Here is an 18,241-nt window from a genome sequence, read left to right as displayed (position 1 = left end):
CGATGAGTACACAGGAATTCGATCTGATTGTCGTCGGCGGTGGGCCGGGTGGCTATGTCGCGGCGATCCGCGCCGCACAGCTGGGCATGCGTACGGCGCTGGTGGAAAAGGCCCAGCTTGGCGGCATCTGCCTGAACTGGGGCTGCATTCCCACCAAGGCACTGTTGCGCTCGGCCGATGTCTTGCGACTGGTGCGCGATGCGGGACGCTTCGGCGTCACCGTTGGCACGCCGCAGGTTGACCTGCCGGCCATGGTCGCCCGTTCGCGTGCGGTGGCCGGCCAGTTACAGCGTGGCGTCGAGCACCTGATGAAGAAGAACAGCGTCAGCGTGATCAACGGCCACGCCCGTTTGGCGGGATCGCACAGGTTGCAGGTGACCCGCGACAGCGACTCACTGATGCTGGCGGCTCCGCACATCATCCTCGCCACCGGCGCGCGAGCACGACAATTGCCGGGACTCGAAGCGGATGGTTCCAGCGTCTGGTCGTACCGTGAAGCCTTGCAACCCTCTGCCCTGCCCCGGCACCTGCTGGTCATTGGTGCCGGCGCCATCGGCATCGAGTTCGCCAGTTTCTACCGTGCGCTGGGCAGCGAAGTCAGCGTGGTGGAAATGGCCGAGCGCATCCTGCCGGTGGAGGACGCGGAGATTTCCACCCATGTCGCCGACTCGCTGCGCAAGGACGGCATCGTCCTGCACACCGGTAGCCGGCTGAAGTCGCATCGCCGTGTGGCCGGTGGCTGGCAGGTTGAACTGGAGGGTTCCAGCAATGCGACCGTGGAAGTCGACGTGATCCTCAGCGCCGCCGGTATCATCGGCAATGTCGAGGACCTTGGGCTGGAAAGCACTGCAGTCAAGGTGGAGAAGACCCATATCGTCACCGACCGTTACTGCGCCACCGGCGAGCCGGGCGTATACGCCATCGGCGATGTCGCCGGCCCGCCCTGGCTGGCGCACAAGGCCAGCCACGAGGCGCTGATCTGCGTGGAGAAAATCGCCGGCCTCGATCCGCATCCACTGGACGCCAGCCGCGTTCCAGCCTGCACTTACAGCCATCCGCAAGTCGCCAGCGTCGGTCTGACCGAGGCCCAGGCGCGCGAAAGCGGGCGCGACGTGCGCGTCGGCAAGTTCCCCTTCGCCGCCAACGGCAAGGCCATCGCCCTGGGCGCAACCGGGGGCTTCACCAAGGTGGTGTTCGATGCCAGCAGCGGCGAGCTGCTCGGCGCGCACATGGTCGGCGAGGAAGTCACCGAAATGATCCAGGGCTACGCCATCGGCCGGGAGCTGGAAACCACCGAAGCGGAACTGATGGCCACCATCTTCCCCCACCCGACCCAGTCGGAAGCCATGCACGAAGCCGTGCTGGCCGCCTACGGCCGGGCGCTGCATATCTGAGTTCGAGGAATAGGCGATGAACGATCTGAACAATGAGTCCCGCGAACGCTACGGCGTCGAGCCGGGCTGGGCATTCGGCAAGTGCTTCGATGTGCGCTGGGCCGAGGTCGATGCTTTCGGCCACGTGAACAACCTGGCCTATCTGGGCTGGTGCGAGGAAACCCGCAACGCCTACATCGAGTCGCTGGGCGTACCCTCCTTCACCCGCGACGCCCCGGGCCCGGTGATCAAGGAGCTCGGCTTCACCTACGACCGCTCGCTGGAACACGGCGAGAAAATCCTCGTCACCGGCCGCGTCGCCTGGATACGCAACACCAGCTTCCGCATGGAGTTCGCGGTCTGGAACGGCACACGAGTCGGCCACGGCCACGCCATCTGTATCTGGATGCTCAATGCGACGGGCGAAAAGGTGACCGTGTCGGACGAACTGCGCCGGCTGATCGTCGAGCGCGATGGTGCGGAGTTGCTGTCATCGCAGGCGCAATGACCTAGAGAGAAATTTTCTTCCGGTGGGCCAGGTGGGTAGCCTGTGCCCCGCCATACAGTAAGTTGATTGTTTAGCCTTTGCGCCTGCGGCGTTGCGCGCTTCGCTTGCCAATCCGTGCCACATGGGAGTTGGGTGGCGGTCTTGCTGTTTCCCCTCACCCTATCACGGCGTTCTCGCCGTCAAGGGCTGCGCGTGCGCATTGCACGCTTGCGGCGGGGCCGGCTGGCGCCCCCTGACTGCTGCGCTGCGCCGTGCTGGTTCCGGTTCCGGGCAATTCCGCCCGAGCAACCGGAGAACGGCCATGTCGCAACTTTCTCTCGCTTTCGATTCCTGCCTGCTCGTTCGAGACGATCAGGGGCGCTACCTGCCGGCCAGCGCAGAGCAGATCCTCGCTGCAGCGCGTCAGGTAATTGATTGCAAGGTGCAACGAGGGGTGACATTCACCAACCCTGACCTAGTCAAGGAATACCTCGGCGCCAAGCTGGCCGGTTTCGAACACGAGGTGTTCGCTGTGCTGTTTCTCGACAATCAGCATCGGCTGATCGAATACGTCGAGATGTTCCGCGGCACCATCGACAGTGCGTCGGTCTATCCGCGCGAAGTGGTCAAGGAAGCACTACGCCTCAATGCGGCGGCACTGATCCTGGCGCATAACCATCCGAGCGGAAGTCCCGAGCCAAGTGAGGCAGACAAGGGGCTGACCCGGCGTCTCAAGGAGGCTCTGGGGCTGGTAGACGTGCGCACTCTGGACCATGTCATCGTGGCCGGGACGAAAACTGTATCGTTTGCCGAGCACGGTCTGATCTGACCAAGGGGGCTACGCCCCCTTTTGCTTCGCCCTGCTGATAGTCCTGAATGCACAAGGTTGGATAGTCCCTTGAAAGGTCGAAGGGATCAGGAAGCGCAGATAGGAGCGATATGCCCAAGTACGCCCCAGTGGGTTGCCTTCGGAATACCTGCGGGCTAGAGTGCGCCCGTCGTGGTAAATCCCACGACCGGGTGTGGTAGCCCGATTCACACGAAGGCGCGGTAGCGCCATGGACGAGAGCAGGCACTTTTGAGTACTTGCGGCATTCTCGTGCACTCATGGCGGGCCGTGTGAGGCAGGCTTCGGCCTGGCCGACCTTCCTTCGTGGGTCGGTCTACCACCCTTGCACGGTCCGCCTCCATTCGTGTGGTAGCGAATGGAACGCGGCTCCTTAACCCCACGAAGGAGCGTAAGGAAATGCGCTATCCCCTTTTTACCCAAGGGCTCCGCCTCGGGTTCCGCGCCATGCACTCCACTTACCTACTGGAGGTGCCCCATGGCTGAATTTCAAGATTGTGTCGTTCCGTTCCCTAAACGCCCCAGCCCACTCAACGAGTTCGAGCCCGTTTCCGACTCGCTGCAAGCGGAGGCTGAGCTGCGCGCCGTCATGCTTGGTGAGCTGCTGCGCGAGTTCGCTGGCCCCGAGGGATTCCATCCTGAACACTTGCGTTTGAAGGTGTCGGTTTTTGCTGCGCAGGAACTGCTGGATGAGATGGTCCTTCTTTACCGCCGTGCGCTCTCGGAAGCACAGGGAGGGTCCTGCGATGGATAGGTATATCATTACTCACCTGCCGCCGCGCGATGGTCATCCAGGGGCGGACATCACCTGGAGCGGCGAATGCCGAAAGGCCTTTGACCGCGGCGTGAGCCTTGCCCAGACCTGGCTGGACAACGCCCGAACCACATGGCTGTGGGCGGTAATGATCGCCGAGCGCGATCAGCTACCCACTGCCCTTGAACGCCAGGCCTTCGAAGTCGGGTTCCTTGGTCGCATCCATCAGCGACTTTACGTGCCGACCGAGAAGATCCGGGAAAGACAGATGGCGTACTGAGAGCAAGTACGAGAGTCCCTTCACTCCAGTCCAGGCTGGCAACGAACCCCGCTCCTTCGGCGGGGTTCGCCTATCTGTTGTTGCAGCAGAGTCATGCCTTGCCGCCATGATCTCTCGCCGGAAAAGGCGTCTCATCTCTGGATCTATTGCATTCTGACTTTTGCGGTCAGGCATGTTTACGCCTTTGCAGGAATCCGGGCTCACGAATAGCCACTTTTACACCATCGTGCATTTGCGGATTTACGGAAATCCGGGATTACGGGTTCAAGGGATGCCGGCTTCACGCTATTGCGTAGACCCGGTTTTCCGTGGCCCGACGGGTTGGCGGCATCGCCGGCAGCATCGGCTGGTTCCGTCGATGCCCTGCCTGTGAGTCAGGGCTCAGAGTCGAGACCGCCACCGCAAGAATCCCCTTTCGTTCCACGCCCGGGCTCGCCATGACCGAGCCCGGCATGATCCTGTTCACTGGCGGCGGCACGGTGTTCCTCACCACACACAGGAGGACACACCATGTCGAGATCCTTGCTACCCCGAGTGTCTGCAACCACCACGACACAGGCCAACACACCCAACCGGTACCTGACCAACGACGAGGCCGCGGAATTCCTGCGCCTGTCGCCACGCACGCTGGAGAAGCAGCGAGGCATTGGGGGCGGACCTCGCTTTCGTAAGTTCGGCCGGAGAGTGATGTATGCGCTGGCCGATCTCGAGGCCTGGGCCAATGCGCGGAGCTTCGAGACAACCTCCGACCCGGACTATTTCGATCGCAGCCCAGGAGGCAGTCTTCATGACCAGTGAAGTCCTCTCCCATGTGTGCCAGCAAGGAGCCGCCGACGCCAGCGCTGCAATTAGATCTGTTTCGCGCACTGCCGGGAGACATGGCGCCACGCGACGCCCAGGACCTGATGGCCTACCCCTTCTTCTCGCTCGCCAAGTCGCGGCGCACGGTGCCCATCGATTTCAACTCGGGCGGAGTCAGGGTGCGAGTCGAGGGCACGCTGGAACACGGCATCGCCACCATCTGGGATGCCGATATCCTGATCTGGGCCGCCAGCCAGATAGTCGAGGCACAGGATGCCGGTATTCCCACTTCCCGCTGGATGCGGGCCACACCCTACGAGATCCTGCGCTTCATCGGCCGGGGCACCTCCCTGCGCGATTACCAGCGCCTGAAGGCCGCCCTGGATCGCCTGCAGTCCACCAGCGTGGCCACCTCGATTCGCGAGACCACCGGGCGACGCCTGCATCGCTTCTCCTGGATCAACGAATGGAAGGAGCTGGCGGGGCCGGATGGGCGGCCGCTGGGCATCGAAATGGTGCTCCCGGACTGGTTCTACGAGGGCGTGCTCAACCAGGCGCTGGTGCTGACCATCGATCCGGCCTACTTCCTTCTCACCGGTGGAATCGAGCGCTGGCTATACCGTCTTGTGCGCAAGCATGGCGGGCGGCAGGAGGACGGCTGGCAGTTCGATTTTCGCCACCTTTACCGCAAGTCCGGCAGTACGGCGCGCTACTCGGACTTCGCCCTGGACTTGCGCGCCCTGGTGGCGCGGCAATCGCTGCCGGGATATGTGCTGGACATCGTGCACCTGCCACCGTCGACGGAACTGCTGGCGTTTCGTCCCGTGCCGCCAACGGCACGGGGATAAGTCGCGGACAAGCTGTGAATCCTATCGTGCTATCAGGCGCAAACGGACTCGTGCTATCAGGCGCACGACTATCGTGCCATCAGGCGCACCGAATCCCTTGTACGCCAGGAATGACGGTACTTTCAGCGTTCCTTAACTCTACTAACCCAAGAGATCTAACTTGTTATGGGGCGCCGCGATCGTTCATGGGCAGCGCGGAGGCACAGCCATGATCGTCGCGCTGCTCAACCAGAAAGGCGGTGTTGGCAAGACCACGCTCGCCACCCACCTCGCCGGTGAACTCGCGCTGCGCGGTGCGTCGGTAGTGCTGCTGGACGCCGATCCGCAGGGTTCCGCGCTGGACTGGACGCAACGACGCAGCCAGCAGGGATTGCCCAGGCTGTTCGGCGCCGTCGGCCTGGCGCGCGAGACTCTGCACCAGGAAGCGCCGGAGCTCGCCCGGAAGGCCGACCACATCATCATCGATGGACCGCCGCGTATTGCCGCCTTGGCACGTTCGGCGCTGCTGGCGGCCGATCGGGTGCTGGTCCCTGTGCAGCCCAGTCCCTACGACCTGTGGGCCAGCGCGGAGATGGTCAACCTGATTCGCGAGGCGCAGGTGTTTCGTCCCACGATGCGCGCGGCCTTCGTGATCAACCGGCGCGTCAGCACCACGGTGATCGGCCGCGAGGCGCGTGGCGCCCTGGCCGAGCAACCGTTGCCGGCGCTACAGGCGGAGGTGCGCCAGCGCATCCTGTTCGCCGAAAGCGTGGCGGCGGGAAGGCTGGCACGCGAGCTGGCACCGCACAGCGCGGCGGCATGCGAGATCGGCCGACTGGTGGACGAGCTGCTGGGGTGGTCGTCATGAGCGGCAAGCGAATCGGCATCGGCGCGCGACCAACGGCTACTCCGCAAGCGGAAGCCTGGGTGCGCCAGGGTGATTCGAGCGAGGTAAACAAACGCGACCTGTACACCGCCCGGCTGACACTGGACATCACACCTGCCCTGCGTGCCCGCATCAAGGTTTCGGCCTTCAACAACGGCGTCACCGTGACCGAGATGCTGCGCGATCTGCTGGAGCGCGAGTTTCCGGAGGTGTCGTCATGAAGTCGCACATCACTCGCGTCGGGCTGGCGACTGCCGGACAACACGTCGTCTCGCAGGACAGTGAGCAGAAACCTGGGCAGCGCAGCGGGCGGATCTTGATCGCAACGATGGTTGCCTTGGGGCTGCTCTTGTGGACCAGCCTGGAGCTCTCATCCGTAAAGCTGGTCTACAACCCGACGGACAGCGTCGCACCAGGCTGGTATCTCATCCAGCCGCTCGCCGAGCTTGCGCCGGGCCACATTGTCCTGGTCAGGCTGCCTGCAGAGGCTGCGACGCTGGCTGCGCAGCGCGGCTACCTACCGATGCATATCCCCTTGCTCAAACCCATCGCAGCCCTGGCACCGCAACGGGTTTGCCGAAGTGGCGACTGGGTGCTGGTCGACGACAGCCCCATGGCCAGGGTGCTGACGCATGACCGGTTGGGACGCGTACTACGCGGCTGGCAGGATTGCCGGCGACTGGTCGACGACGAGTTGTTCCTGCTGAGCACCGAAAACCCGGAGTCCTTCGACAGCCGCTACTTCGGCCCTGTGCATGCCACTGCGGTGCTTGGCACGGCGCACCCGATGATGCTGAAGCCATGAGCAGTTGCTGGTGATCACCATCAGCCCTGATTTTCCAGGCGCTCTTAAAGCGCTGCTCCTGGCCGCTAGCTGCCGCTTTGCACCCACAGCTAGCGGCCAAGAGAGCGCACGCCCGATGCTGTCTGCGAAAACAGGAGCGATTCAACTGTTGTATCGTTCCGCGCTGAGAAAACCTTGAGACAAAAATATTCAACGACGTTCGGCATTGAACAAAACTAACGAGATCGCCAGTAGTCAAGAGTCCCCAAGACAAAGTCTGCACGCTCTGTCACATCGACCTTCGACAGGATAGAAATTTCATACCCCAATGCGGAGTAGGTTTCGAGAAGTCGAAAGTATTCCGACGTGGCGCTGTCAATGCCGTGGCGCCGCTCCGGATCTTGAACATAGATTTCGGGCCACGGTGGCGTCAGGAAAACGTGCTGGTGATAACGGTGGGTATGTCCGAGGGTCGCGACTACCGGCTCACCGGTAAGGTGCTGAAGGCCGACTGCAGCGTCGACAATCCCCCGGTCGAAGAAGACCCAATTATCCGATCTGCGGACGGCATCTCTATCTGCAAGAGCCATTGCAATGGCTTGACGTAAGAACGCAGGCAGATCTATCCAGGGAAGGGCAGTACCACGGTTCTCCACCTCTGCACGTACGATCCGTCTGCCAGGCTCCTCTACAACGACATATCCCCGTTGAGCAAGCTCGGCGAGAAGCGTTGACTTGCCGCCGCCCGAGCATCCGGAGATCACGACGAACCGATTTACAGGGCTTAGGGACATAAGCAAGAGTTCCTGAATGAACGCACGTCGCCTAATTCCAACCAGGCAGTCCGTGAACACTCGGCACGCGATGGTCCGCGGGTTGTCGACGATCCGGGCGGCGCCAGCCCTCCAGACAGGGAACCCGGATCATGCCCTCGACCGGCAGGAGCCGGTCGAGGACGTCGATTTGGACCCCCGGACTGCACGGCAATAGATGTTGCTTCGAATTTCCCTAAATGGCTCAAGGGATGTTCAAGAGCGGTCGCCAACCTGTTGCGCGAGCGGCAGATGGTCATTGCCGTCGGCCACGTGGCAACGTTGGTCCAGCCCGGCACAGGTCTCCCAGCCACCACCGAGTGCCTTGTATATGCTGACGATGGCAAGGCGCTGGGTGGTGCGGGCGATAGTCAGCGCCCGTCGGCTGAGATAGTCCGAGCGCTCGGCCTCAAGCACATCCAGATACTGGCCGTCGCCCTGGATGAAACGCTCCCTGGCAAGGTGCGCTGCCTCGCGATTGGCCGCCGACTCGAGCAGACGCAGACGAAGCGCGTCACCTGCCGCGCCATAGCGCTTGAAGGCGTCATCGGTTTCCTGCAAGGCACGCAATACCGTCTGATCGTACAGGATCAAAGCCTCTTGGGCGCGGGCCTCGCTAGCCGCGATTTGCGCACGCACGCGGCCTCGATCGAGCACCGCCCAGCGAATCACCGGGCTCAGGAAGTTGAATGTCGCGCCACCATCGTCCAATGCATCGAGGTCGCCCGCGACCAGGCCGATCGAACCTTGCACCTGGATCTGCGGATACAGCCCGGCCGTCTCGACCCCGATTCGCGCCGTGGCCGCTGCAAGGTTGCGTTCGGCCGCCGCAATGTCGGCGCGGCGAGAGAGCAGTCCCGCAGGATCACCCACCCCGATCGTGCGTACCTTCAGCGTTTCGTGGCTCGAGCCGGCTGCCGGGGGCCTGAATGTCTGCGGTGTATCGGCCAGGAGGATGGCCAGCGCATTGGTGGAAGCCGCGCGGCGCTGCTCGAGTTCCGGCACGGCCGCCTCGACATTGCGCAACAACGCCTCGGCACGCAGCCGGTCGAACTCATGGGCAGAGCCGGCGCTGACCAGGCGCTCGACCATCTCGAGGCTGTCACGCTGGTTCTGGCGGATATCGTTGACGACGGCAAGTTCGGCCTCGATGCCCTGCAATTCGAACCAGGTCGCGACCACGGTTGCGGCGACGCTCTCCTGCACGCTGCGCAGCAGGGCCTCGCGGGACCCCGCTTGTGCCTCGGCAGCCTCCACCGACCGTCGCACCCGGCCGAACAGGTCGATCTCCCAGGATGCATCGAGCGCGCCTCGATAGGTCTCGATCTCGCGCTGCTGCCCGGCCGGCGTCTCGACTTCGCCGCGTCGCTGGGTCTGGTAGCCATACGCGGGCCCGCCACGCGGCAGGAACTCCTGCCTGCTCCCGCGCAGCAAGGCCTTCGCCTCTTCCAGGCGAACGGCGGCGAGAGCGATGTCGTGGTTCGCGGCAAGCGCCCGCTGGATCAGGCTCACCAGCGCCGGCTCGTCGAGACCGCGCCACCATTCGACCTGCACTTCCCCGGAGTCAAGCCCTGGGGCGGTCTCACCGAAGCTGGCAGGTATGTGTACGTCCGGCGGCGAGTAATCGGGTCCCACCGCAGCGCAGCCGGTCAGCAGGATGAACGCACTCAGCGGAGATAGCAGGTGTCGATAGCATCGGCTCATGATGCACTCCCTTCCAGATGCTGTTGGGTACTCGTGGGGCTCCGCTCCAAACGCACCGCCAACGCCCGGATCAACACATAGAACACCGGCGTCAGGAACAGGCCGAACAGCGTCACGCCGAGCATCCCGGCGAACACCGCCACCCCCATGGCCTGGCGCATCTCAGCCCCGGCACCGCTGGCCATGACTAACGGAACGACACCCGCGATGAAAGCCAGCGAGGTCATCAGGATCGGCCGCAAGCGCAAGCGGCAAGCCTCGACCACTGCTTCCAGCGGACTAGCTCCATCGGCCTCCAGCGTGCGAGCGAACTCGACGATGAGGATCGCGTTCTTGGCGGCTAGGCCGACCAGCACGACGAGCCCGATCTGGACGAAGACGTTATTGTCACCATCCACCAGCCAGACCCCGACGATGGCGCTGAGCAGACACATCGGCACGATCAGCAGGACCGCCAGCGGCAACAGCCAGCTGTTGTACTGCGCAGCGAGAATCAGATACGCCAACAGCACACAGAGAGGAAAAATGAACAGCGCGCTGTTGCCCGCCAGCTTTTGCTGGTAGGTCAGATCGGTCCATTCGAAGGTCATGCCCTCCGGCAGCACCTCCCTGGCCAAACGCTCCATGAGCGCGACCGCCTGCCCCGAACTGACGCCGGCAAGCGCACCGCCGCTGATGTCGGCCGACGGGTAGCCGTTATAGTGGATCACGCGGTCCGGTCCGGAGGTTGGCGTGACGGTGACAAACGAGGACAGCGGCAACATCGCCCCGGCCGCGTTGCGCACCTGCAAACGGCCAATGGCTTCAGCCTGCATGCGGTGCGGTGCATCTGCCTGGGCCGTGACCTTGTACGTGCGACCGAAGCGGTTGAAGTCATTGATGTACAGCGAGCCGAGGTAGACCTGCAGCGTCTCGAACACATCGGCCAGGTCCACTCCCTGGCTCTTGACCTTGGTACGGTCGATCTCCACGTCGAGTTGCGGGGCGTTGATATCGAAGCTGGTCATCAACCCACCGAGCTGCCCGGACTCGGTCGCCTTCATCATCAGGATCTGTGTCTGCTGGGCCAGGGCTTGCAACCCCGCCCCACCACGATCCTCGACCTGCATCTTGAAGCCACCGATAGTACCCAGGCCCGGCACGGGCGGCGGCGGGAACACGCCGAGAAAACCGTCGGGGATGCTGGCGAACTTGGCTTGCAGGCGCCCGGCGATGGCCTCCGCGCTGAGGTCCTCGGTGGTACGCGCCTCGAACGGGTCGAGCATGAAGAACAGGACGGCGGCGTTCGGCACATTGACGAAGCCGTTGACCGAAAGCCCCGAGAACGCCACGACGCTTTCCACACCAGACTCGGCGAGTCCGATCTCGGACATTTGCCTGGCAACGGCCTCGGTGCGGTCCAGCGCCGCCCCATTCGGCAACTGCACGATGCCGACCAGGTAATACTTGTCCTGCATCGGCACGAAGCCCGGCGGCACCGCCTGGAAGCCGATGTAGGTCAGGCCGAGCAGCCCTCCGTAGACCGCCAGCGCCAGGCCACTGACCCGAACCACTTTGCGCACCACGTTGCCATAGGCATTCGGCGCATGTCGCAACGGCCGGCCAAGGGTCTGGAGCAGCCGCTGGATACGCCCTACCCGGCCACGCGGGGTCAACCGGTGGCCAGCCTCGCGCGGACGCAACAGCAGGCCGGCCAGCGCCGGGCTGAGGGTCAGCGAGTTGAGCGCAGACAGAATGGTCGAGATGGCGATGGTCAGGGCGAACTGCCGGTAGAACTCACCTTGCAGGCCACTGAGGAAGGCTGTGGGGATGAACACGGCAGCCAAGACCGAAGTAATGGCGATGATCGGCCCAGTGACTTCATCCATGGCGCGTCGCGCGGCCTGCAGAGGTGGCTTGCCGTTTTCGATGTGGCGCTCGACGTTCTCCACCACGACGATCGCATCATCAACGACGATGCCGATCGACAGCACCAGCCCGAACAACGACAGGGTATTGAGCGAAAAGCCCATCAGGTACATGACTGCGAATGTGCCGACCAGCGACACCGGCACGGCCATCAGGGGAATCAGCGAGGCCCGCCAGCTGCGCAGGAACAGCACCACCACCACCACGACCAGAAGGATCGCCTCCAGCAAGGTGGTGGCCACGGTCTGCAACGAAGCCCGGACGAACACCGTCGGATCGTAGGCCATGCGCGCGGTCAGGCCCACCGGGAAGTTGTCCTGGAGTCGCGCAATGGTCGTGCGCACAGCCTTGGCGGTATCGAGCGCATTGGCTCCCGGGCTCTGGATGATCTGCAAGGCGACCGCCGGCTGGCCATCGAGCAGGCTGCGCAGCGCATAGGCATCGCCTCCCATCTCGATGCGTGCGACATCGCGCAGGCGCGTCACCTGACCGTTGGCACCGGTGCGGATGATGATATCGCCGAACTGCTCTTCGTCGGTCAGTCGACCGAGCGTGTTCACAGTGACCTGGAAGGCTGCGGTGGAGTCCGGTGCCTGGCCGACCGAGCCGGCCGCCACCTGGACGTTCTGTTCGCGCACCGCGGCGATCACCTCGCCCGCCGTCAGCCCGCGTGCGGCAATCAGGTCAGGGTCGAGCCACAGTCTCATGCTGTACTCGCCGGCGCCCCACACCACGACATCGCTGACACCCGGAAGACGCAACAGCTCGTCACGCACCTGCAGATAGGCGTAATTCGAGATGTAGAGCGGATCGTAGCGTTTTTCAGGCGACAGCAGATGCACCACCATCAGTATGTCCGGCGAGGTCTTCTGGGTGACCACGCCCTGGCGCTGCACCTCTTGGGGCAAGCGCGAAAGGACCCGCGAGACCCGGTTCTGCACCTGGATCTGCGCCATGTCGGGATCGATATCCTGATCGAAGGTGATGGTCAGGATCATGCGGCCATCCGTCGCCGACTGCGAGGACATGTACAGCATCCCCTCCACCCCGGTGATTGCCTGCTCCAGCGGCGTCGCCACCGTTTGCGCGATCACCTCGGGATTGGCGCCGGGATAGGAAGCGGTCACCTGTACGGTCGGCGGTGTCACCGCCGGGTATTCGCTCAGCGGCAACTGGAAGAACGAGACGATCCCACCAATCATCATCAGCACCGAGAGAACGATGGCATAGATCGGCCGATCGATGAAAAACCGTGGGAATGTCATTGCACGGCCCCCACGGTCTGCGACAGATCAAGGGGCGTGCCATCGATTTCCGCCAGGCGCGGCGTGATCTGCATGTCCGGACGCACCAGGCCTTTGACGACGATGCGCTCGCCTGGCTGCAAACCCTGGCGAATGACTCGCAGGCCATCGACCATCGGCCCGAGCTCCACTGGCCGGTATTGGGTCCTGTCGCCCTCGCCGATGACCAGGACGTAACGCCTACCCTGGTCGGTGCCGATCGAATGGTCGGCGACCAGGACCTGGTCGCGGGGCGCGCCGGTTTCCAGCCTGACCTTGGCGAACAGCCCAGGCGTCAGTTGCCCATCCGGATTGTCGACCACCGCGCGAACCCTGACCGTTCCGGTCCCACGATCTGCGGCATTGGCGAGAAAGTCGAGGCGGCTGCGCCGCGTATAGGACGTGTCGGTGAGCAGGGCCACATCAACGTTGGGAGCCTGTTCACCGCCCCTGCCACGGAGCGGAGCCAGCGCCTGCAGGTAGGTACGCTCGTCGACATCGAAGTACACATACAGTGGATCGACCGAAACGATGGTCGTCAGCGCAGTCACGCCATTGGTGACGTAGTTGCCCTCGGTGACCAGGATATGCCCCACGCGCCCACTGATCGGCGCGGTGACCCGCGTGAAGCCCAGGTCCAGTTGCGCCGCATCCAGGGCGGCCTTGGCCGCGTCGACCTGGGCCTTGCTGGCATTGCGCGAGGCAATGGCGTTATCGAGTCGTTCCCGGGCGACGACCTTCCTGGCGAACAGCTGCTCGGCCCGCTCATGCTCCGTCCGGGCCAGCAGCGCCGCCGCCTCGGCCTCGCGCAGGCGCGCTTTGGCGGCGTCCTGAGCGGCCTGGAACACGCGCGGATCGATGAGGAATAGCTGCTTGCCTTTTTCAACCAACTGGCCTTCCGGCACCGTGACGTCCTGGATATAACCGGCGACACGCGGACGCAGCTCGACCTGCTTGACCGCCGTCAACGACCCCGTGAATTCAACGAATGGAGTAACCGGACGAACGACGACCTCAGCAACGGGAACGCTGGGCGGGTCGGCCGGCGTCGCGGAGGACGCCGTGTCCTTGCAGCCAGCGATAGCTATGGCGATGCCTGTCACCGCTATGATCAGGGTTAAGTGTTTGACTTTCATCGGTATGCCTTCCTGGTCTGGGTCCACTTGGCCTGGCTGAGACGAAACAGCTTCCATGGCCTGTTATCCCGCTTGACACGTTGGGAAGGTCAACCTTTTTTTGCCTCAGTAAATGGCTTTCATTGTCCATGAGTCGACAAAGCAGCCGCGCGAGTGTCCGCGTTGTATCGATTCTGTTGAAATAGGCAGTTCTACGGCAGCCAACCGACCAGGTGTGCCAGCTTGCTAAATGGCTGCAGCAACTCGAAGTTGCCTTTGGGCTTTTCATTAAGCTTCCAGGCCTAGGTTTGAGGGTTCTGATTGCCGCAGGCGTATCTATCCCATGCGCGGTATCGATCAGATAATTGGTGGAGTAGGCAAAATAGGCCGGGCCAGCAGATCGGTAAGGGACAGCTTCTTGGGAAGAGCCTCGGCCAGCGTTTCCTCATCGAGGGTATCAAGGTACTCGCGCACGGCGCGCGTGCTAAGCGCCGGATCGCGCCAGTCGACCTCTCCACGCGGAACAGGCCGCCGTCACGGAAGCGGCCGTGGCGATGCTTCGAGAAGGTCGAGTGATTGAGCACTTCATCCTCCAGGCCCAGCCGACAGATCCGACGGTAGGCCAGGTTCAGGTACACCTCTTCGCACAACCGTCGCTCGGAACAGATACCGTAGCAGTAGCCGACAACCAGCATGCGCAGCGTCAACTCTGGGTCAATCGACAGGCGTCCGATGGTGCTGTAGAAATCGGCTAGGTGGCACGCAGATCGCTGAGATCCAGGCACTAGTCGATGTGGCACAAGAGGTGTTAGAGCGGGACGTGGTCTTCCAAATTGAACAGATAGCAAAGGCACTGCTGTCCACCTGGCAACCATCCCATAATGCTGCCCGCCCCATACTCCGCTAGCGACATGATCTTGGCGGTGGCGGATAATTTTTCAACAGAATCGGTCGGCTGCTGCCGGTTACGACTTCTTCAAGCAAAATGCGGCAGAAACAAAAAGCCGCCCCTGCATAAACAGGGGCGGCTCTGGATTGGTACCCGAGGCCGGGGTCGAACCGGCACGCCTTGCGGCGGGGGATTTTCTTACCACTTCGACTTTCGCCGCCAGCACTCTCGCTGTTCGTGGTCTGGAGCACGCCTTCACCATAGCCTTGTAGCCGTAGGTGCCCGCCGTCTGCTCTCTACACCTTCCCAACCACTAGGGTCGGGCTTGGCTCGGCGTTGGCTCGGATGCAGTGGCATCCAGGGCTTTCACCGAGTTTGACGGGCTTCACCTCTGGGGTTTCCCCCGGAGGGCTCAAATATTCAAGTCCCCTGTGTCTACCAATTTCACCACTCGGGCAAGTCTTTCAATACTGGAGCCTAACCGTTTCCGCCTGGCTCCTACTTGGCCCCTAGCCCTCTAAGTCAGGCGCCGGCCCAAGCCTACGAATTCTGCAACCTATTGTCTTCTCTAGCTTTTCCTTCCTAAAGATGGAATTGCCAAGACTTGACAAATCAGATTTTAAGTCTCCTGCGTCTACCGATTTCGCCATTCGGGCAGTAGCGCGGTGAAGCGTGAAGAAAGGACCTACGTATTGTTCGGTCCCATGCGGAAAGGGCTGGAATATATACACGCCCTCCCCTGCACGCAAGTTCGCCAAACCAGCCGAACCTTAAAGAAAAAGCCCTGTAAATCTTCGATCTACAGGGCTTTTCTATTGGAGGCTGAGGTCGGAATCGAACCGGCGTTCACGGATTTGCAATCCGGTGCATAACCACTCTGCTACTCAGCCTTTGAAGCTTGAAGATTCGCTTCGCAAATCTTCCTGATTTGGAGCGGGAAACGAGACTCGAACTCGCGACCCCGACCTTGGCAAGGTCGTGCTCTACCAACTGAGCTATTCCCGCGTCGTGTTGACGGGCGCCATTCTATCGATTGGAGAATCCCTGTCAACTCTTTGATTCAAAAAAAGTTATTTCTCTTTCGGGTCGGTGCTGAGATGCGGCCAGGCAGCCAGCAGGTAGTGAACCATCGACCACAGGGTAAGGGCCGCGGCGATGATCAGCAGGGCGTAGCCGAGCACGACCCAGAAGGTCACCAGCGGCGGATTGGCCAGCAGGATGACCAGGGCGACCATCTGCGCCGCCGTCTTCCACTTGCCGAGGTTGGACACCGCGACATGCGCGCGCGCACCCAGTTCGGCCATCCATTCGCGCAGGGCGGAAACCACGATCTCGCGGCCGATGATGATCATCGCCGGCAGGGTCAGCCACAGGTTGCTGTGCTCTTCCACCAGCAGGACCAGGGCCACCGCGACCGTCAGCTTGTCCGCTACGGGATCGAGGAAGGCGCCGAAGGGCGTGCTCTGCCCCAGCTTGCGCGCGAGGTATCCGTCAAGCCAGTCGGTGGCGCTGGCCAGGGCAAAGACCGCGCTGGCGGCCAGGTGGCTGCCGGAGAAAGGGAGATAGAAGAGGAGAATGAAGATCGGGATGAGCAGAACGCGGAGCAGAGTGAGCAGGTTCGGGATATTCATCGGAAATGAGGTCTGCAAGTTGAACGGGCAATTCTACTCGCTGTGCAGAGCCGCATAAATCTGCTCCGCCAGCTTTTTACTGATGCCAGGGGCCTTGGCGATTTCCTCGGCGCTGGCGCGGCCGAGTTCCTGCAGGCCGCCGAAATGCTTGAGCAGGTCGCGCCGACGCTTCGGCCCTACTCCGGGCACGTCTTCCAGCGTAGAGGTGCGCCGCGCCTTGCCGCGCCGCGCGCGGTGGCCGGTGATGGCGAAGCGGTGCGCCTCGTCGCGGATCTGCTGGATCAGGTGCAGCGCCGGAGAATCGGCCGGCAGGGTGAATTCGTGCTCGGCGTCGTTCAGGTACAGCGTTTCCAGGCCGGGCTTGCGGGTCACGCCCTTGGCCACGCCGAGCAGGATCAGGCCGGCCACCGCCAGTTCCTGCAGCACTTCCTGGGCCATCGCCAACTGGCCCTTGCCGCCGTCGACCAGGAGGATGTCCGGCATCTTGCCCTCACCCTCCTTCAGCCGGCTGAAGCGCCGGGTCAGCGCCTGGTGCATCGCAGCATAGTCGTCGCCCGCGGTGATGCCTTCGATGTTGTAGCGGCGATAGTCCGACTTCAGCGCGCCTTCCGGGCCGAACACCACGCAGGAGGCCACCGTGGCCTCGCCGCTGGAGTGGCTGATGTCGAAGCATTCCAGGCGCTGCGGCGGCTCGGCGAGGTCCAGCGCCTCGGCCAGCGCCTCGAAGCGCGCGGCGACGTGCTGGCGATTGGCGAGGCGCGCCGCCAGGGCCTGCTCGGCGTTGGTCACCGCCAGTTGCTGCCAGCGTGCCCGCGTGCCGCGTACCCGGTGGCTGATTTCCAGTTCGCGGCCGCGTGCTGCGGCGACGGCCGACACCAGCACGGGAAAATCCTCGTGCACGGCATTCACGATCAGCTCGGCGGGCAGGTCGCGCTCGTGATGGCTCAGGTAGTACTGGCTGAGGAAGGCCAGCAGGACGTCGCCCACCTCTTCCTCGATGGCGACCTGGGGAAAGAAGTTCTTGCTGCCCAGCACGCGTCCGCCGCGCACGCTGATCAGGTGCACGCACGCGCCGCCCGGATTGACGATGGCGGCGATCACGTCGACGTCGCCGCTGCCGCCCTCCATGCTCTGCTGGTCCTGCACGCGGCGCAGGATGCCGATCTGGTCGCGCAGCGCCGCCGCCTTCTCGAAGTCCAGGCGCATGGCGGCCTGCTCCATGCCGGCGGTCAGCTCCTCGGCCAGCGCATTGCTGCGGCCCTCGAGGAACATCACCGAGTGACGCACATCCTCGGCGTACTCCTCCGGACTGACCAGTCCGACGCAGGGTCCCTTGCAGCGCTTGATCTGGTACTGCAGGCACGGCCGCGTGCGGTTGCGGAAATAGCTGTCCTCGCATTGACGGACGAGGAACGCCTTCTGCAGCAGGTTGAGGCTTTCGCGAATCGCGCCGGCGCTGGGATACGGGCCGAAATAGCGCCCCTTCTGCTTCTTCGCACCGCGATGGATCGACAGCCGCGGGTACTCGTCCTCGCTGGAGAGGTACACGTAGGGGTACGACTTGTCGTCGCGCAGAAGGATGTTGTAAGGCGGCCGCCATTCCTTGATCAGCGTCTGCTCGAGCAGCAGCGCCTCGGTCTCGTTGGCGGTGATGGTCGTCTCGACCTGGACGATGCGCGCCACCAGGGCAGCGGTCTTCGGCGCCAGGCCGGTCTTGCGGAAGTAGCTGGCGAGGCGCTTCCTGAGATTCTTCGCCTTGCCGACGTAGAGCAGCTTGGCGTCCGCATCGAACATGCGGTACACGCCGGGCCTGCCGCTGCAGGTGGCGAGGAAGGCCGCCGAGTCGAAACCCGCGCTCAT

16 protein-coding genes, 2 tRNA genes and 1 pseudogene are annotated in these 18,241 nt (G+C 63.1%); 10 read left to right on the top strand and 9 right to left on the bottom strand.

The window, feature by feature from the left end; translation table 11 throughout:
• The first annotated feature begins 2 nt into the window (after window positions 1-2).
• The 10 genes from lpdA (at window position 3) to BLR75_RS16830 (ending at window position 7,060) form a co-directional block, all read left to right on the top strand.
• Complete coding sequence (gene lpdA, locus BLR75_RS16875; protein WP_084311185.1) at window positions 3-1,394, top strand: dihydrolipoyl dehydrogenase; 1,392 nt, start codon at window positions 3-5, stop codon at window positions 1,392-1,394.
• 16 nt (window positions 1,395-1,410) lie between these two features.
• Complete coding sequence (locus tag BLR75_RS16870) at window positions 1,411-1,881, top strand: acyl-CoA thioesterase (protein WP_084311183.1); 471 nt, start codon at window positions 1,411-1,413, stop codon at window positions 1,879-1,881.
• Between the two features lie 301 nt (window positions 1,882-2,182).
• The gene (gene radC / locus BLR75_RS16865) at window positions 2,183-2,689 is read left to right on the top strand and encodes a RadC family protein (RefSeq protein ID WP_084311181.1); all 507 of its coding nucleotides are present in this window, start codon (window positions 2,183-2,185) and stop codon (window positions 2,687-2,689) included.
• A gap of 496 nt (window positions 2,690-3,185) precedes the next feature.
• Complete coding sequence (locus BLR75_RS16860; RefSeq protein ID WP_084311179.1) at window positions 3,186-3,461, top strand: hypothetical protein; 276 nt, start codon at window positions 3,186-3,188, stop codon at window positions 3,459-3,461.
• Entirely contained in the window at window positions 3,454-3,741 is a 288-nt protein-coding gene (locus BLR75_RS16855; RefSeq protein WP_084311177.1) for a LasR-specific antiactivator QslA, read from the top strand. Before BLR75_RS16860 ends, BLR75_RS16855 begins: the two co-directional genes overlap by 8 nt.
• A gap of 510 nt (window positions 3,742-4,251) precedes the next feature.
• Entirely contained in the window at window positions 4,252-4,539 is a 288-nt protein-coding gene (locus BLR75_RS16850; protein ID WP_084311175.1) for a helix-turn-helix transcriptional regulator, read from the top strand.
• A gap of 11 nt (window positions 4,540-4,550) precedes the next feature.
• Window positions 4,551-5,390 carry a replication initiator protein A gene (locus tag BLR75_RS16845; RefSeq protein ID WP_084311173.1) on the top strand — a complete coding sequence of 280 codons (840 nt, stop codon included), beginning with the start codon at window positions 4,551-4,553 and terminating at the stop codon, window positions 5,388-5,390.
• Window positions 5,391-5,598: 208 nt separating this feature from the next.
• Window positions 5,599-6,237, top strand: a complete 639-nt coding sequence (parA, locus tag BLR75_RS16840) for a ParA family partition ATPase (RefSeq protein ID WP_084311171.1) — start codon at window positions 5,599-5,601, stop codon at window positions 6,235-6,237.
• On the top strand, window positions 6,234-6,476 hold the full coding sequence (locus BLR75_RS16835; protein WP_084311169.1) for a chromosome partitioning protein ParB: 243 nt from the start codon (window positions 6,234-6,236) through the stop codon (window positions 6,474-6,476). The genes parA and BLR75_RS16835 overlap by 4 nt, the downstream gene beginning before the upstream one ends.
• Complete coding sequence (locus BLR75_RS16830) at window positions 6,473-7,060, top strand: S26 family signal peptidase (RefSeq protein ID WP_084311167.1); 588 nt, start codon at window positions 6,473-6,475, stop codon at window positions 7,058-7,060. The genes BLR75_RS16835 and BLR75_RS16830 overlap by 4 nt, the downstream gene beginning before the upstream one ends.
• A gap of 215 nt (window positions 7,061-7,275) precedes the next feature.
• Here the strand turns inward: BLR75_RS16830 and BLR75_RS16825 are convergent, their stop codons facing one another.
• The 9 genes and pseudogenes from BLR75_RS16825 to uvrC all read right to left on the bottom strand — a co-directional run bounded on the left by BLR75_RS16825 (window position 7,276) and on the right by uvrC (window position 18,241).
• Window positions 7,276-7,833 (bottom strand): AAA family ATPase, encoded by a 558-nt coding sequence (locus BLR75_RS16825; RefSeq protein WP_084311165.1) that lies wholly within the window; start codon window positions 7,831-7,833, stop codon window positions 7,276-7,278.
• Between the two features lie 234 nt (window positions 7,834-8,067).
• Window positions 8,068-9,555: an efflux transporter outer membrane subunit gene (locus tag BLR75_RS16815; protein WP_084311161.1), complete on the bottom strand. Its 1,488-nt coding sequence runs from the start codon at window positions 9,553-9,555 to the stop codon at window positions 8,068-8,070.
• Window positions 9,552-12,728 (bottom strand): efflux RND transporter permease subunit, encoded by a 3,177-nt coding sequence (locus tag BLR75_RS16810; RefSeq protein WP_084311159.1) that lies wholly within the window; start codon window positions 12,726-12,728, stop codon window positions 9,552-9,554. The genes BLR75_RS16815 and BLR75_RS16810 overlap by 4 nt, the downstream gene beginning before the upstream one ends.
• Entirely contained in the window at window positions 12,725-13,882 is a 1,158-nt protein-coding gene (locus tag BLR75_RS16805; protein ID WP_084311157.1) for an efflux RND transporter periplasmic adaptor subunit, read from the bottom strand. The genes BLR75_RS16810 and BLR75_RS16805 overlap by 4 nt, the downstream gene beginning before the upstream one ends.
• Before the next feature lie 316 nt (window positions 13,883-14,198).
• Window positions 14,199-14,744, bottom strand: a pseudogene (locus tag BLR75_RS16800) (transposase); the annotation flags it as partial.
• 822 nt (window positions 14,745-15,566) lie between these two features.
• Window positions 15,567-15,640, bottom strand: a tRNA-Cys gene (locus BLR75_RS16795).
• A gap of 39 nt (window positions 15,641-15,679) precedes the next feature.
• A tRNA-Gly gene (locus BLR75_RS16790) sits at window positions 15,680-15,755 on the bottom strand.
• 65 nt (window positions 15,756-15,820) lie between these two features.
• Entirely contained in the window at window positions 15,821-16,381 is a 561-nt protein-coding gene (gene pgsA, locus BLR75_RS16785) for a CDP-diacylglycerol--glycerol-3-phosphate 3-phosphatidyltransferase (RefSeq protein WP_084311155.1), read from the bottom strand.
• A gap of 33 nt (window positions 16,382-16,414) precedes the next feature.
• Window positions 16,415-18,241, bottom strand: a complete 1,827-nt coding sequence (uvrC, locus tag BLR75_RS16780) for an excinuclease ABC subunit UvrC (protein WP_084311153.1) — start codon at window positions 18,239-18,241, stop codon at window positions 16,415-16,417.

It is taken from the genome of Pseudomonas jinjuensis, assembly GCF_900103845.1.
Lineage (GTDB): Bacteria > Pseudomonadota > Gammaproteobacteria > Pseudomonadales > Pseudomonadaceae > Pseudomonas > Pseudomonas jinjuensis.
This window is presented reverse-complemented; position numbering and strand designations above follow the sequence as displayed.